Here is a 15,817-nt window from a genome sequence, read left to right as displayed (position 1 = left end):
ATTTAAAACAACTACTACAGTCTGCCTTTAAGCGAACTAAACACCCAAGCATTAGCCAAAAAACCAACACCTACAGCTGCAAATCCCCAGCCTGCTACATCATCATATCTAAAAGCGCCTAATGCGATAAGCAATAAACCCATTACAATCATTATCAAAGTAGCCCAACCTAAAATAGTGTTTTTATTCATTCCCATAATTGTGGTATTTGTTTTTAATAAACCGATTCCGAAGTCTCGGAACGGGAGTGCAAATATCGGAAATTTTTGTCCTTTAATTAAATATTTTATAAAGCATTTCTCGTAACAAATCGGATTGTGACATTGCATTAGCGCCAACACCTTTACTTTTTACATCAATATCTCTTAAAGCACCAACAATTTGGCTCACTTTTTTCATCGGATAGTTTTTCAAAGCCACGTCATATTCTTTCAAAAAGAATGGATTTACGCCTAATACAGCCGACACATTTTTGGGATTTCTGTCCTTCAAACCGTGGTATTTCAGTAATTGGATGAAAAATCCAAAAACCAAACTTGTAGTTACCACCATTGGATTGTCTTTTGGATTTTGTGCAAAATTTTCTGCAATCGTATACGCTTTTAGCTGGTTGCGTTCGCCAAGTGCTTTTCGCAATTCAAACACATTAAAATCTTTACTGAACCCTATATTTTCCTCAATATGCTTGGGAGTGATGGTACTTCCAACCGGTAGAATGATTTGTAATTTCTCCAGTTCATTGTTTATTTTACTCAAATCTGTTCCAAGAAATTCTACCAGCATGGCATTTGCTTTGGGCTCAATCGAATATTTTTTACCTGACAAAACACGTTTGATCCACTCTCCTACTTGGTTTTCATATAGTTTTTTACTTTCGTAGACAATACCGTTTTTAGCTAATAACTTAGTTACTTTTTTGCGTTTATCCAACGTTTTATATTTATAGCAAAAAACTAAAACTGTTGTTGTCATTGGGTTTTCAGCGTAGCTTTCCAGTTTATCTATGGTTCTGATTAAATCCTGTGCTTCTTTTACGATGACCACTTGACGCTCTGCCATCATAGGATAGCGTTTTGCTGTGGAAATGATATCTTCTATAGAAACGTCTCTTCCGTATAAAACGGTTTGATTGAAGCCTTTTTCCTCTTCGGATAAGACTTTTTCTTCAATATAATCTGATAGTTTATCAATATAATACGGTTCTTCACCCATCAAAAAATAAATTGGTTTGATGTTGCCGCTTTTTATATCATTTACAATTTTTATAACCTCGTCCATTTATTTTTGGTTTAAAGTTTAAGGTTTAAAATTTATAGCATCGTGTGAAACTTTAAATCTTAAACTTTAAACTAAATAACTATTTTTGCTTCATGCAAAAACTCAATTTTCAGCTTTATAATTTTCGTTTCAAAAATAGCGAAAATAAAGTCTCCATTTTTGATGAAATCAGGAAAAAATTTATCATTCTTACTCCCGAAGAATGGGTTCGTCAGCATGTAGTCCAATTTTTATTGGAAGAAAAAAAATACCCAAAATCATTGATTAACGTAGAGAAAGTTTTAAAAGTCAATGGCTTGCGCAAAAGATATGATGTTGTGGTTTTCAATTCTGATGGTTCTATTTTCATTTTAATCGAATGTAAAGCCCCTGAAGTAAAAATTGCACAAGCGACTTTTGATCAAATCGCCCGTTATAACATGACTATGAATGCACAATTTTTGATGGTAACCAATGGTTTGAATCATTACTTTTGCCAAATGGATTTTGAAAATGAAAAATATCAATTCCTCCCGGAATTGCCAATGTATAAAAATATATAATCAAGTAATCTAAATGAAAATAGCTGTTGTCATCCTGAATTGGAATGGAATTTCATTGTTAGAAAAATTTTTACCTTCGGTATTGAAATATTCTCCAGAAGCCACCGTGTATGTTGCTGATAATGCTTCTACAGATGATTCTGTTTCCTATGTGAAAGCTTTTTTTCCTTCGGTTAAAATTGTAAAAAACGACACTAATTTAGGATTTGCAGATGGATACAATCAAGCTTTAAAGCATATTGAGGCTGATATATATGCCTTGATAAACTCGGATATTGAAGTAACCGAAAATTGGTTGCAACCTATTCTTAAAACTTTCGAGAATGAGCCAAAAACCGCTATAATTCAGCCTAAAATATTGGATTTCAAAAATAAGGAATACTTTGAATATGCTGGTGCTGCCGGTGGTTTTATAGATCAATATGGATATCCGTATTGTCGCGGTCGTATTTTTGATACTTTAGAAAAAGACAACGGACAATACGATGACAACTGCGAAATATTTTGGGCAACAGGAGCTTGTTTTTTTATTAGAAGCGCCGTTTATAAAGAACTAAATGGTTTTGATGATGTTTTTTTTGCACATCAGGAAGAAATCGATTTGTGTTGGCGTGCCTTCAATAAAGGATATAAAATAAAATACATTTCAGAATCGGTTGTATATCATGTAGGAGGAGCAACTTTACAGCAGGGAAACCCAAAAAAAACGTTTTTGAATTTCAGAAACTCCTTATTGATGCTGACAAAAAACCTTCCTAAAAATAAATTATATTCAATTCTTTTAGGTCGAATGGTTCTGGATGGAATTGCCGGAATACAATTTCTTATGAAAGGAAAATTCAATCATTTTATTGCCATTTTAAAAGCACATTTTTCTTTTTACAAACTTTTTTTAGATCATTATAAAAAAAGAACTAAATTTCAAGAACAAAGATACTACAACACAAAAAGTATCGTTTACATCTATTTTATTAAGAAAATCGTCGTTTTTAACGATTTATTTAGAACAAAATAAATATAAAAAAGTAAATTTGTCTTTAACATTTAATTAAATTAATACCATTTATGAAAAAAATAGTAATTGCCTTATCTGTATTAGCACTATTGACTTCATGTGTTTCTAAAAAGAAATACACTGATTTAGAAGCTAGAAATAAAGAAACTCAAGACTTATTAAATACTGCAACAGTAAAATTGAATGCTTGTTTAGAAGAAAAAGCAGCACTTTCTGCTACTGCATCTCTTTTAAAAGAGCAAAACCAAGGATTAATAAGCACTTCTAAAGACATGACTATCTTGTCTACAAAAGGAGCTGAAAATATTGAAAAAGCTTTAGAATCTATCAAAGAGAAAGATTTAAAAATCAGTAGAATGCAAGATGCTTTGACTAAAAAAGACAGTGTAACACTTGCTGTAGTTACTAGTTTGAAAAGCGCTGTAGGAATCTCTGATCCAGATATCGAAATAAATGTTGAAAAAGGAGTTGTATTTATATCTATTGCTGACAAATTGTTGTTTAAAACAGGAAGCTACGATGTAACTGATAAAGCAAAAGGTGTTTTAGCTAAAGTGGCTAAAGTAGTAAATGATAAACCGGATTTTGAATGTATGGTTGAAGGTCATACTGATAATGTTCCTTACAATGGTTCAGGTATTTTATTAGACAACTGGGATTTAAGTGTGAAACGTTCTACTTCTATCATTCGTGTATTAACAACTCAATTAGGTGTTAAGCCAGAACAATTGATTGCAGCAGGAAGAAGCTCATACATTCCTTTAGTAGCTAATGATTCAGCTGAAAACAGAGCTCGTAACAGAAGAACACGTATTGTTGTTTTACCTAAAATCGATCAGTTTTATGACATGATTGAAAAAGAGATGAAAAAACAAAGACCATAATTTCAAATTATATTTGAACTAAAAAACGTCCCGAACATCGGGACGTTTTTTTATGTTTTCTACTGAACACTAATCCCGAATCTTCAGGACTGAATACTAATTAAAGAATGTCCAAACTTCCTTTACCTTCTCTCACTACAATAGGTTCATCTCCCGATAAATCAATAATTGTTGATCCCATATTATCACCATAACCGCCATCAACAACCATATCGACTAGGTTTTGCCATTTCTCAAAAATAAGTTCCGGATCAGTCGTATATTCAATCACATCATCATCATCGTGAATGGAAGTGGAAACAATTGGATTCCCTAACTGCTTCACAATTTCTATAGCTATCGCATTATCAGGAACCCTGATTCCAACAGTAGTTTTCTTTTTAAATTCCTTTGGTAAATTATTATTTCCGGGTAAAATAAACGTATAAGGTCCTGGCAAAGCTCTTTTTAATAGTTTAAAAGTAGGTGTGTCAATTTGCCTTACATAATCGGATATATTACTCAAATCGTGACAGATAAAGGAAAAATTAGCTTTATCCAGCTTTATTCCTTTAATCTTTGCGATGCGTTCCAAAGCTTTGGTATTGGTAATATCACAACCCAAACCATAAACGGTATCCGTTGGATAAATTACCAATCCTCCATCTTTTAAAACCTTAACTACTTTGGCAATTGCCGCTTCGTTAGGTTTATCTTCGTATATTTTTATAAACTGAGCCATCAGATTTAAGATTTTTGATTAACGATTTTTGATTTCCTGATTTAAAACTTCAGTCATCTGATTTTAGATTTACTCAAACTGTCACTGAACACTGAAAAACTGACCACGTGGTACTATCCAATAATATCCAGTTTCGCAAAGCGTAACAATAATTTCTTTATTCCTCCAACCTCAAATTTAATTTCGGCTTTTTTATCTGCTCCCACTCCTTCCAGGTTTAAAACTTCGCCTTTACCAAAACGTTCGTGCATTACAATATTTCCGGCAACCAATTTATTATCAAACAAATTTGCACTACCGCTCGAAGTTAAAGTGTTGGATACAGGTTTCAACTTGCGAATATTTATATCCGATTTGGGTTCATTATCATTATTATATTTGACTGGTGGAGTTCCGTTGGCTGGTTTTGCCAGACGCAATTTGGATTTGTCTACATCTCCAAAAATATCACTGTCAATCATTGGTTTATACCTGTAATTTGATTCAGCAGGAGTTAGATATTCTAAATACTGTGCATCAATTTCCTCAATAAATCGAGATGGTTCGCTATCAGTCAATTTCCCCCAACGATAACGCGATTGTGCATACGTCAAATAGGCTTGATGCTCCGCACGAGTCAGAGCCACATAGAACAAACGACGTTCTTCTTCGAGTTCACTTCTTGTACTCATACTCATCGCACTCGGAAACAAATCTTCTTCCATTCCTACTACGAAAACATGAGGAAATTCCAATCCTTTTGCCAAGTGAATCGTCATCAAAGCCACACGATCTTCATCACTGGTATCTTTATCTAAATCTGTTGCCAAAGCCACATCTTCCATAAACTCAGACAAGGCGCCACGAGCCCCATCGATTTCTTTTTGCCCTTCGGTGAAATCTTTGATACCGTTTAATAATTCCTCTATATTCTGGATTTTAGCCATTCCTTCCGGAGTGGCATCTTTCTTTAATTCTTGTACTAGTCCCGTTTTTTTCGCAACGTGATCAGTGATATAAAACGCATCTTGATTTTGATCAATAACCTGAAAACTCTGAATCATCGTTACAAAATCCTGCAGTTTTTGCTTGGTTCCCGAATTCAGTTTCAAGTCAATTTTATCAATATTCTGCATCACTTCCCAGATGGAACGTTTGTAGTGATTGGCAGCAATCGTAAGCTTTTCAACAGTTGTATCTCCAATTCCTCGAGCCGGATAATTGATTACGCGAACCAAAGCTTCTTCATCTTTTGGATTGATAACCAACCGCAAGTAACACAATACATCCTTGATTTCTTTCCTTTGATAAAAAGATAAACCACCATAAATTCGATATGGAATATCTCTTTTTCTGAGCGCATCTTCCATCGCACGGGATTGCGCATTGGTACGATATAAAATTGCAAAAGAGCCGTTACTAAGTTGATTTTGCATCTTTTGTTCGAAAATAGTACTGGCCACAAAACGCCCTTCTTCGGCATCAGTCATGCTTCGGTGTACTTTTATTTTTGGACCAAAATCATTGGCAGTCCAAACTATTTTATCCAGCTTTACTTTATTCTTATCGATAATAGTATTTGCGGCTTCCACTATATTTTTTGTCGAACGGTAATTTTGTTCCAATCTAAAGGTTTTCACGCCTTCATAATCTTTCTGGAAATTCAAAATGTTGTTGATATTCGCACCACGAAACGCATAAATACTTTGCGCATCATCACCCACCACACAAATATTTTGGAATTTATCCGATAAAGCACGAACAATCAAATATTGAGAATGATTCGTATCTTGGTACTCATCCACCAATATATAACGGAAACGGTTTTGATATTTGGCTAAAACTTCCGGAAAACGAGTCAATAATTCATTGGTTTTCAATAATAAATCATCAAAATCCATCGCGCCGGATTTGAAGCATTTATCAACATAATTTTGATAAATTTCTCCTAATCTTGGCTTTTTAGCCATTGCATCGGCTTCTTGTAATTCAGGATTATTGAAATAGGCTTTTACTGTAATCAAGCTGTTTTTATAACTGGAGATTCTGCTTAAAACCTGTTTTGGTTTATACACATCCCTGTCCAATTGCATTTCTTTGATAATCCCGGAAATGCAACGCAATGAATCTTGGGAATCATAAATCGTAAAATTCGAAGGATATCCCAAATGATCCGCTTCGGAACGTAAAATTCTGGCGAAAACCGAGTGAAATGTTCCCATCCAAAGATTTTTGGCCTCACTTGCTCCAACAATTTGGGAGATTCGGGTTTTCATTTCCCGTGCCGCTTTGTTGGTAAACGTAAGCGATAAAATATTAAAGGCATCAACGCCCTGATTCATCAAATAAGCAATTCTAATAGTCAACACACGCGTTTTCCCAGAGCCCGCACCAGCAATGATAATCATTGGTCCGTCTTTTTGAAGAACAGGTTCACGTTGGGCTTCGTTGAGTTGATCGATATATTTATGCATGGAGAAATTTAAATTTATTATGCAAAAATAAGAATTTAAGATTTAGAAAACAGGTTTAAATTACAATCATAATGAGTTCTGATTTAACCAAAAATTCACTTGCTATAAAGCCATTAGCAAAATTGTTAATCTTTAAAAAACACATCGTACGCAAAACGAATTAGAGTACCAACAACAACTACCAAAAAGAAAATCCGAATAAAACTGTTTCCTTTATTAATGGCTAATTTAGCACCAATCCAACCGCCAAGAGCATTACTGGCAGCCATAGGTAATGCAACTGCCCAAATTATTTTACCTTTTAAAATGAAAAGACAAATAGAACCAAAGTTAGTCGACAGATTCACCATTTTGGCATTTGCGGAAGCATGCAAAAAATCAAAACCCATGATTGCAATAAAAGCCACCACCAAAAAACTTCCTGTTCCCGGGCCAATAAATCCATCATATAAACCAACTACAAAACTGATTGCAATCGCATTCCAAATTTGGGTTCTCGAAGAATGATTCTTTTCAATATGTTGCCCAAAATTTTTCTTGGCGTACGTGTAAATCACTAAAAAAGAAAGAACGACCAGCAATAATGGTTTCATGAAATCATTGCTCACATATGTCAACAAAGTAGAACCTAAAAATGCCGAAGGAAATGCCAAAAGCATCATGATAGCCAGCAATTTCCAGTTCATATCCACTTTTTTAAGATACTGATATGCAGCAAACGAAGTTCCACTGAATGCAGGAACTTTCAAGGTTCCAATTACGGTTGAAACTGGAAGATTAGGCAATAAAATCAAACCCATAGGTGTTTGTATCAAACCGCCGCCACCAACAATGGCATCTATAAATCCTGCAGCGAAAGCAGCCAAACAAAGTAAAACTAATATGTAGGTTTCCATTTAACTATTATTTTTAATATTCCCTTAGTGATTGGCAAAAATACTATTCGTATTGATGTATTGCTATTAAAATGGAATTGATTTATAGTCAAAAAAGTATATTTTTGCTTTTATAAATTTTATCAAAGCATGGATACTACAAAAATTATAGAATTACTAAGTTATACGTTACCGGCAATAGTTACGGGTCTTGTTGCCTATTATTTTTTTGATCTCCATACCAAAAACGAAGAAGGAAGACGTCGTTATTTACTAAACAAAGAAGCTCAAAAAAATGCTTTACCCCTGCGTTTACAAGCCTATGAGCGTATGTCATTATATATGGAACGCATCAATCCAACTAAATTATTAATTCGGATTACACCAATCTCTAACGATAAAAACGATTACGAAAATCTGATAATTGCACAAATCGAACAAGAATTTGAGCACAATTTAACCCAACAAATTTACATGTCAGATGAATGTTGGACTATCATTGTAACTGCAAAAAATGCTACAATACAAATGATTCGAAAAGCGAATATGAGTGAACGTGTAGACAATGCCGATAAATTACGTGAAGTAGTTTTAAGCGATTTGATGGAAAAGCAATCACCAAGTAATGCTGCATTAGCTTACATCAAAAACGAAGTAGGTCAGTTGTGGTAGATAATTAATTCTGAATTAAGAAATGCTTCGCCAGTTGCTATGGTCGGATGAAAATCGTAATTTAGAATTAAATTTATTCCTTCAACAATCGGTTCAACTGAAATTGCTCGGCTTCATTTAAATTCGGAATAATTCTTTCCAATGAAACTCTCATTTCCGGATTTTTTAATAATTTTCTAATGTTATCTCTTCCAAATTTCGAGAATTGCCACATGTGATGTGTGGTTGCGTTGACCAAATTCTCCAAAACAACATCATTTATTATTTTGAAAGAAAGCAATTTTTCCAAAGCATTTTGTCTGGTATTTGCTTCGTAATTAATTGACGAATACTGTATTAATTCATTTACCAAGGCAATCTTTTCTTCAACATAATTGGGTGTTGATAAAGCGAGTGTCAGCCACAATGTCCTTAAATTGTAATCATTAAAACCCATCCAGGTTTTTGATTTATCTAAATATTGAATGCGTTGCTCCGGAAAATTATTCCATAAATTATACAGCGCCATTTCTTGTGTTTGATAGGATTTGTCCTCTAATAAAGTTTCATATTGGACTCTAAAACTTTCCGGAATTTCATTTAATGATGCTGCAACCGTTTGACGCAATTGTATGTTTTTAGTTTCTAAAGCTAAAATAAAAAGGCTCGTTACATCTTCCCATTTTTCATTTTTCAATTGGTTTACAATTGCTTCTTTTACCGAAAAATGCACATCAGATTGGAGTGTTTTTTCAAAAAATTCTTTTTTCTCTGATAACGGTTGGTTCTTTAATTTATCCACTTCAAACAACACTTGAATTGATTTATTTTTAAGAAATAAATTATTGGCTTGCAATGTATTAAAAACAGTTTTTTCAAGCCATACTTTACTGAAATTATCCAAATCAAAATCCGATACTTTTTTGATTTCAGCAAAGAAATCTTCCGTATTTGCACTCTGAAATGCATGTTTTTTCAAATAGTTTTTCACCGCTTTTTTAAACACCTTATCGCCTATTTCTTCGTGCAAAACAAAAAGTGCCCAAGCGCCTTTTTGATAGAAAGTCAACGAACTGGCTTTGGCATTCAAAACGGGAATCGTATCCGTTCGGGAAGCAAATTTCAATTGTTGCGCCGACTCATATAATTTAGAATAAAAATAATCTTCGCCATAGATTTCCTTTTCGGCTAACAGCGCATAATACGTTGCAAAACCTTCCTGCAACCAATGGTGTTTTCCACTTTCAGCAGTGACTAAATTTCCAAACCACTGATGTGCTAATTCATGCGCATTGACATTTGTGTAACTTCTGTCCTCAAAACCTGTTGAATCGACCACATAACGGGTGTTGAAAAGCGTTGCCGATGTATTCTCCATTCCGGCATACAAGAAATCCCGAACAGGCGCTTGTTTGTAAATTCCCCAAGGAAACTTCACTCCTATTTCCTTTTCTAAAAAATCAAACATTCTTTTTGAATCGCGATATGTTGATTCAAATTTGGCTCCGTCTATTGGTTCCAAGTACATTTCTAAAGGAATTCCAGAATTTGATTTTTGAATGTTTTTTTCAAATTTTCCGATGGCGAGCATCAATAAATACGAACTCATCGGTTTTTGCATTTGGTATTGCCAAACCGAAAGTCCATCAAGTCCTGACTTAAATTTCAACACTCCATTTGAAATTACCTGATAGTCTTTATTATATACAATATTCAAATTGAAAATTACTTTTTCATTAACATCATCAAAACTCGGAAACCAATGACTGGTATATTTTCCTTGTCCCTGTGTCCAAATTTGTATATTGTCATTTGCTTCTGAACCAATGAAATACATCGTTTGCTTTGGCTTAGCCGAATACTGAAAAGTCAGGTTGTTTTTCCCTTTTTTAAACGGAAAAATGATTTGTAATTGTTTCTGTGTATTGAGAAATTTAATGGATTTTCCGTTGAGTTTTAAATCCGAAAATTCCATATTTTGAGCATCAATTTTAATCGTGTCTATGGATTTCAAAACATCAAAATCATAATCGACATCTCCTGAAACTATTTTTTCAATCGGATTTATGGTAATTTTTCCCAAAACCGATTTAAAATCAACAAATTGGGTTTGTTGGGCAAATGAGAACGTGGAAATAAAAAAGAATAAGTATTTCATTCTGAACTTGAATTTATGGAATCTGTATTCCAATTTTTTGGATTATTTTTTATGTAATGATATATGGTATCGAATGAATTATAATTTCGGACAATATGATCATGATAATTTGATTGCCAAATGGTATTGGCATCGTAATTCATAATTACATTTATTTGTTTGGTTGTAACCGATTTAAAAATCGCAACAAACGATGAAATGGAATTGGGCTTTCGTGATAATTTTTGTGGTTTTGATTCCGAATGGGATTCCGATTCCAATTGTAGAGACGCACTAGGTAGAGACGCACTGCAGTGCGTCTCTACTTCGGATGATGAAATAATTTCAACTAACAAATGAATATGGTTGGGCATAATAACCCAATTATGGAAAAACCAACGTTCCCTAATTGTAATTGATTTCAATAATTCCGTTTCAATTATTTTCCCGTTGTCGTTTAATATCATTTTATTGTCATCAATCGCACCAAAAATACATTCTCTGTTTTGGGCAACTAACGTAATGAAATAGATAGCTTCACTGGAATAGTCCCAATTTTTTAATCGATTTGATTCGGTTTGATATCTATTTTTAAATAATGGCATTTAAAATGATTAGCTAAGATTCCCAAAGTTACAAAGGTTTACAAAACTAATCCGACTAATTTTGTAAGTTTACCTCCAGAAAATTACAAGAAAATTACATTGAAAACGAAAGCCTTATTTAATTGGAGCAGCGGAAAAGATTCTGCGCTGGCCTTATATAAAACACTACAAAATCCTGAAATTGAAATTGCCTGTTTGCTGACCAGCGTAAACCAACAATACCAACGTATTTCTATGCATGGTGTTAGAGTTGAATTATTGCAACAACAAGCTGAAAGCATTGGATTACCGCTTGAAATCATGCAAATTCCCGAAATGCCCACCATGGAAGTTTACGAAAATGTGATGCTCGAAACATTGGCTACACTAAAAAAACAAGGCGTAACCCATTCTATTTTTGGGGATATTTTTCTCGAAGATTTGCGTAAATACCGTGAAGATAAATTAGCCGAAATAGGTTTTCAAGGTGTTTTCCCGCTTTGGAAAATCCCAACTCACGAACTCATTCAAGAATTTATCAGTTTAGGATTTAAAACAATTGTGGTTTGTGTCAACGAACGATTCTTGGATAAAAGCTTTGTTGGTCGCGTGATTGATCAGGATTTCATAAACGACTTACCCGAAAATGTAGATGTTTGTGGTGAAAATGGTGAATTTCACACGTTCACATTTGATGGTCCTATTTTTTCGAAACCAATTGATTTTGAAATTGGAGAAATCGTGTACCGAAAATACGAAAAACCAGAAAATGAAGATTCCTCAGATACCGCTTGTGATACCAGTGCTCCTGATGCATTTGATTTTGGATTTTGGTATTGTGATTTAGTATCGAAATAGTTTCTCTAAATAGAAAAACCTAGACTACTAATTCTTTTTCGCGACCTAATGTGAATTTAAATTTTGATCCTTTTCCCATTTCAGACTCAATATCGATAGTACCGTTTAAAGCTTCCACTATCTTTTTTACCGTTGCTAAGCCTATTCCGTTTCCTTTTACACCGTATCGATCTACTGTTGAAATTACTTCAAATATTTCAAAAATAACTTTATGATATTCTTTTAAAATTCCCGGTCCGTTATCGCTAACAGCAATTTTATAAAAGTCATTTTCTTCAATTATTTCAATTTCAATCTCAATATTTTCTTTATCGTTATACTTTATAGCATTTGTAACGAGATTAATCAATATTTGCTCAATCGCAGTTTTATTGATGTACACACAGCTTACATTCGATTTGAAAGTAATAGAACAGTTTTTTTTGAAAATAAAAAGGCTTGAAAGTTCTTTTTCTAAAACAGCAATTTGTACTTCAGTATTGTTTTCTTTCTCTATCACATTTGACTTGCTGTACGCTAACAAGCTGTCAATCATCTCTCTTAACTTAGCCGAAGAACTTTTAATTAAATTAATAATTTCTTTTCCATCCTCATCAATTGTTTCGTTGTAATTATCAATAAAAAAATCAGTCAGTCCAGATATATTAGCCAAAGGAGATTTTAAATCATGCGCCGCGATGTAAGCAAATCGTTCCAGTTCCAGATTCTTTTTTCCCAAGGCTTCCATTGTTTTTTCTAATTGCAATTTATTCAACCTCAGTTCCAATAATTTCATCGTCTGTTCAGAAAGTGCTTTTAACGAACCAATTTGAGCAGGAGTCAAAATTTTTGGCTTGTGATCAATCACACAAATGGTTCCAAGTGGCAATCCATCTTCATTTGTCAAAGGTACACCGGCATAAAAAATCACGTTGGGTTGGCCGGCAACTATTGGGTTATCATGAAAACGAATATCATTTCTCGCATCCGGAATAATGAAAACATTTTTGGGGTCATTGATTGCATATGCACAAAAAGAATAATCTCTTGGAGTTTCTGAAATATCTAATCCTGCATGCGATTTAAACCATTGGCGTTCTTCATCAACAAAAGTGATAAGAGCTATTGGAGTTCCACATATTTGCGATGCTATCAAGGTCAAATTATCATAGTCTGCTTCTGGAAGGGTATCTAGAATAGAATAGGATTCCAATAATTTAATTCTTTCTTCTTCTTGGATATACTTTTCTGGTACAATCATTTTTGTGGTATTTTTTTATGCTTTATTTTTGGAATGCTTTGTGTAATACTATCTTAAATATTTTTTAGTAGCACTTATTCGCTCATCATTAATATACAAATAGTAAAACGTTTGCAAAAGTATTTATTTTCTTAAGCTTTACTTTCGATAAGCATTCTTTTTATATAAATTTTAATACAAAAAGAAAGAACCGTTCTAAGTTAATTTGTGATTATTAACTTAGAACGGTTCCTTACGTATTCAAATCTATCGCTATTAAATAGTAAAAAGCAACAAGAAATTAATCTAATTACTTGAAAATTAATTAATCTAAACTTGGTACAAAGAAGGTATCCAAAACACTTTTTTCATTCATAAGTGCTTCAATTTCATTTGATTTTCTTGGCGCTTCTCCAGATAAATTTACGGGTCCATTTGTAGTAATCAAAATATCATCTTCAATTCGCACCGCAATTCCCCACCATTTTTTATCACAATCACTACCGATAGGAATGTAAATTCCCGGTTCTACAGTAACGACCATATCTGCTTCAAAAGCATTGTACAAGCCCGGATCGTGAACATCTAACCCAATGTGATGCGAAGTTCCGTGCGGAAAATATTTACGGGATTCTTGTTCCGTTTTAACAATTCCTAGTTTCACTAAACCGGCACTGATTATTTTGCGTGCCGCAGCATCTGGTGCATTAAAATTATTTCCAATTTTAGCAGCAGCAATTCCCGCTTCTTGAGCATCATATACTAAATCATAAATTAGCTTTTGCTCAGTAGAAAATTTTCCGTTAGCAGGAATCGTTCGGGTTACATCGGCAGTATAGCCATGATATTCAGCACCTAAATCCATCAAAACCAAATCATTTTCGACTTTCATTTTGCTGTTTTCAATATAATGCAACACACAACCGTTGTTTCCAGCGCCTACGATTGACGGATAACCTTCAAACTCGCTGCCGTACTTTTTATAAACAAATTCGTGAATTCCCTGTATTTCAGTTTCAGACATTCCTGGATGCATCGCTTTCATAATTTCGCGTTGTCCCATAGCCGAAATTCGAACGGCTTTTGTCAACAAAACCAACTCTTCTTTGGATTTTTTCTCACGCAAACTCGCCATATACGTCAAAATCGATTTGGTATTTATAGTGGCCTTTTTTGAAGTGATGCTTTTTTTAGTATTAATTTCGTTTTGCACATTTGAATCCATTTGAGATTTCACTTTTTCATTGTAGCCAATTTGGGATTTAAAGGCGCCAATTAACTTGTATAAATCGGCTTTTTCATTTTTCGAATTTCGGGTATCTTCTTCAAATTCCTTAAAGAAAACAGTGTCAAAACTGGCATAATCAATCCCCGAATTTAAAAACGCTGCTCCATTGAAAGCATTTTCAAAACCCAACTCTTTTTTGGCACCTTCCGTTCCTAAACGCACTCCTGTCCATTGCTCCGCTCTTGGATTTTTTTCCTGAACGTACAACAATTCATTGAATGACTTTCCATCTTTATTGGTTTGATTGTTCGAAAAAATTACCAGAACTGAATTCGGCTCTTTATAACCTGTTAAATAATAAAAATCAGGATCTTGATGGTAGATAAAATCCACATCATTGGCTCGGTTCCTAATAGGATTACCAAAAAATACCGCCACACTATTCTTAGGCATTTTGGCACGCAAGGCTTCTCTACGCTCTTTATGGAATTGAGCCGATAAATAATCGTTTGGATTTCCGTTTTGTGCTATTGCTGCACAAACAAAAAGAACTGAAAAAACAAAAGAAAGTTTTAAATTCATAGCATTAAAATATTAGAGTTTTGCAAAATAAAGCGAGGTTTTGGATGAATGAATTAATAGGTAAATATAATTTTTTTGTGCGTACCAATTACTATTTTTATTGAAAGTCCCTTTCTTTTATTCGTTTAAAAATAGAAAAAGAGCACCAAAAGTTTTTCAACTTCTGAGTACTCTTTAGCAAAAGTGCTTCATCATTCTAAAATTAACCAAAACTAAATTTTATGAAAAATGTTTTTTAATAAGCACTTATAATTTACTTTTTATACTTTAATCTGGGACCATCGCAATAACTCCAAGTGCTGGATAAGGAATTATTGTCCGTTAAATACAATCCTTCTTTTTGATTTCCGTAACAGCTTCCTATAATTTCGCTGTCATTGGGATATGTTAATTCAAAAAATATTCCGTCTGATTGATTGGTAGTCGTGTAGGTTCCGGAAAGTGTTGTTGTTACCCCATTTCTTTCTCTGGATTTTGTAAAAGTTCCGTTGGTGTTGAACAAATAATATTCTTGCCATTCCATTGCTGCACCTGTAGTTCCAGAATTTTGGAAAGAACCTGTCATCGCAACCAAAGTCCATTTTCCGTAAAAATCCGTAGTAACAATTGCTTCAGCTTCGTCCTTTGAACAGGAGCTGAAAATAGCAAGGAAAGCAACAAGAATGATTTGTTTTTTCATGTATCAGATTTTACAGATATTCTTTAGATGCTACTTCTCGCAAAAGGTTGCGTCAAATTATAATTATTTTTTTCTAAAGTAAAAAAAATGCATAAAACGATACTATTTATA

Annotated in this window: 15 protein-coding genes; 5 read left to right on the top strand and 10 right to left on the bottom strand. The window is 33.7% G+C overall.

The genetic code is table 11. From position 1 onward, the window contains the following. Window positions 1-14: 14 nt before the first annotated feature. Both CLV00_RS12300 and holA read right to left on the bottom strand, forming a co-directional pair. Complete coding sequence (locus CLV00_RS12300; RefSeq protein ID WP_091169561.1) at window positions 15-197, bottom strand: CAL67264 family membrane protein; 183 nt, start codon at window positions 195-197, stop codon at window positions 15-17. Window positions 198-273: 76 nt separating this feature from the next. Beyond that, complete coding sequence (gene holA / locus CLV00_RS12295) at window positions 274-1,278, bottom strand: DNA polymerase III subunit delta (RefSeq protein ID WP_099715463.1); 1,005 nt, start codon at window positions 1,276-1,278, stop codon at window positions 274-276. 92 nt (window positions 1,279-1,370) lie between these two features. Between holA and CLV00_RS12290 the strand changes: the two genes are divergently transcribed. From CLV00_RS12290 to CLV00_RS12280, 3 genes are read left to right on the top strand one after another with little or no spacing between them, the layout of a single operon-like run. After that, window positions 1,371-1,820 carry a type I restriction enzyme HsdR N-terminal domain-containing protein gene (locus CLV00_RS12290; protein WP_099715462.1) on the top strand — a complete coding sequence of 150 codons (450 nt, stop codon included), beginning with the start codon at window positions 1,371-1,373 and terminating at the stop codon, window positions 1,818-1,820. Between the two features lie 13 nt (window positions 1,821-1,833). Further along, complete coding sequence (locus CLV00_RS12285) at window positions 1,834-2,835, top strand: glycosyltransferase family 2 protein (protein ID WP_099715461.1); 1,002 nt, start codon at window positions 1,834-1,836, stop codon at window positions 2,833-2,835. Window positions 2,836-2,885: 50 nt separating this feature from the next. After that, complete coding sequence (locus CLV00_RS12280) at window positions 2,886-3,719, top strand: OmpA family protein (protein WP_099715460.1); 834 nt, start codon at window positions 2,886-2,888, stop codon at window positions 3,717-3,719. A gap of 100 nt (window positions 3,720-3,819) precedes the next feature. Here CLV00_RS12280 and CLV00_RS12275 read toward each other — a convergent pair whose 3' ends face one another. From CLV00_RS12275 to CLV00_RS12265, 3 genes are all read right to left on the bottom strand, one after another. Continuing rightward, entirely contained in the window at window positions 3,820-4,440 is a 621-nt protein-coding gene (locus tag CLV00_RS12275; protein WP_099715459.1) for an L-threonylcarbamoyladenylate synthase, read from the bottom strand. Between the two features lie 113 nt (window positions 4,441-4,553). Next, window positions 4,554-6,893 carry an ATP-dependent helicase gene (locus CLV00_RS12270; protein WP_099715458.1) on the bottom strand — a complete coding sequence of 780 codons (2,340 nt, stop codon included), beginning with the start codon at window positions 6,891-6,893 and terminating at the stop codon, window positions 4,554-4,556. A 125-nt stretch (window positions 6,894-7,018) separates the two neighbouring features. Further along, complete coding sequence (locus tag CLV00_RS12265; protein ID WP_099715457.1) at window positions 7,019-7,789, bottom strand: TSUP family transporter; 771 nt, start codon at window positions 7,787-7,789, stop codon at window positions 7,019-7,021. Between the two features lie 129 nt (window positions 7,790-7,918). On the opposite strand from CLV00_RS12265, the gene CLV00_RS12260 reads away from it, so the two are divergent. Further along, window positions 7,919-8,440, top strand: coding sequence for a hypothetical protein (locus tag CLV00_RS12260; protein ID WP_099715456.1), 522 nt, complete (start codon window positions 7,919-7,921; stop codon window positions 8,438-8,440). 73 nt (window positions 8,441-8,513) lie between these two features. Here the strand turns inward: CLV00_RS12260 and CLV00_RS12255 are convergent, their stop codons facing one another. Continuing rightward, window positions 8,514-10,577, bottom strand: a complete 2,064-nt coding sequence (locus CLV00_RS12255) for a M1 family metallopeptidase (protein ID WP_099715455.1) — start codon at window positions 10,575-10,577, stop codon at window positions 8,514-8,516. Then, on the bottom strand, window positions 10,574-11,161 hold the full coding sequence (locus tag CLV00_RS12250) for a transposase (RefSeq protein ID WP_099715454.1): 588 nt from the start codon (window positions 11,159-11,161) through the stop codon (window positions 10,574-10,576). Before CLV00_RS12250 ends, CLV00_RS12255 begins: the two co-directional genes overlap by 4 nt. 99 nt (window positions 11,162-11,260) lie before the next feature. Here CLV00_RS12250 and CLV00_RS12245 point away from each other — a divergent pair, with 99 nt between their 5' ends. Beyond that, window positions 11,261-11,998: a diphthine--ammonia ligase gene (locus CLV00_RS12245; RefSeq protein ID WP_099715453.1), complete on the top strand. Its 738-nt coding sequence runs from the start codon at window positions 11,261-11,263 to the stop codon at window positions 11,996-11,998. A 19-nt stretch (window positions 11,999-12,017) separates the two neighbouring features. On the opposite strand, the gene CLV00_RS12240 is transcribed toward CLV00_RS12245, so the two are convergent. From CLV00_RS12240 to CLV00_RS12230, 3 genes are all read right to left on the bottom strand, one after another. Further along, on the bottom strand, window positions 12,018-13,238 hold the full coding sequence (locus CLV00_RS12240) for an ATP-binding protein (protein WP_099715452.1): 1,221 nt from the start codon (window positions 13,236-13,238) through the stop codon (window positions 12,018-12,020). Window positions 13,239-13,542: 304 nt separating this feature from the next. Continuing rightward, window positions 13,543-15,027, bottom strand: coding sequence for an aminopeptidase P N-terminal domain-containing protein (locus tag CLV00_RS12235; protein WP_099715451.1), 1,485 nt, complete (start codon window positions 15,025-15,027; stop codon window positions 13,543-13,545). A gap of 253 nt (window positions 15,028-15,280) precedes the next feature. Further along, entirely contained in the window at window positions 15,281-15,706 is a 426-nt protein-coding gene (locus CLV00_RS12230; RefSeq protein WP_099715450.1) for a hypothetical protein, read from the bottom strand. Window positions 15,707-15,817 lie beyond the last annotated feature (111 nt).

Source organism: Flavobacterium sp. 11 (genome assembly GCF_002754315.1).
In the GTDB taxonomy this organism is placed as follows: Bacteria; Bacteroidota; Bacteroidia; order Flavobacteriales; family Flavobacteriaceae; genus Flavobacterium; species Flavobacterium algoritolerans.
The sequence above is the reverse complement of the archived record's forward strand: the minus strand, read 5'-3'. Positions and strand labels throughout refer to the sequence as shown.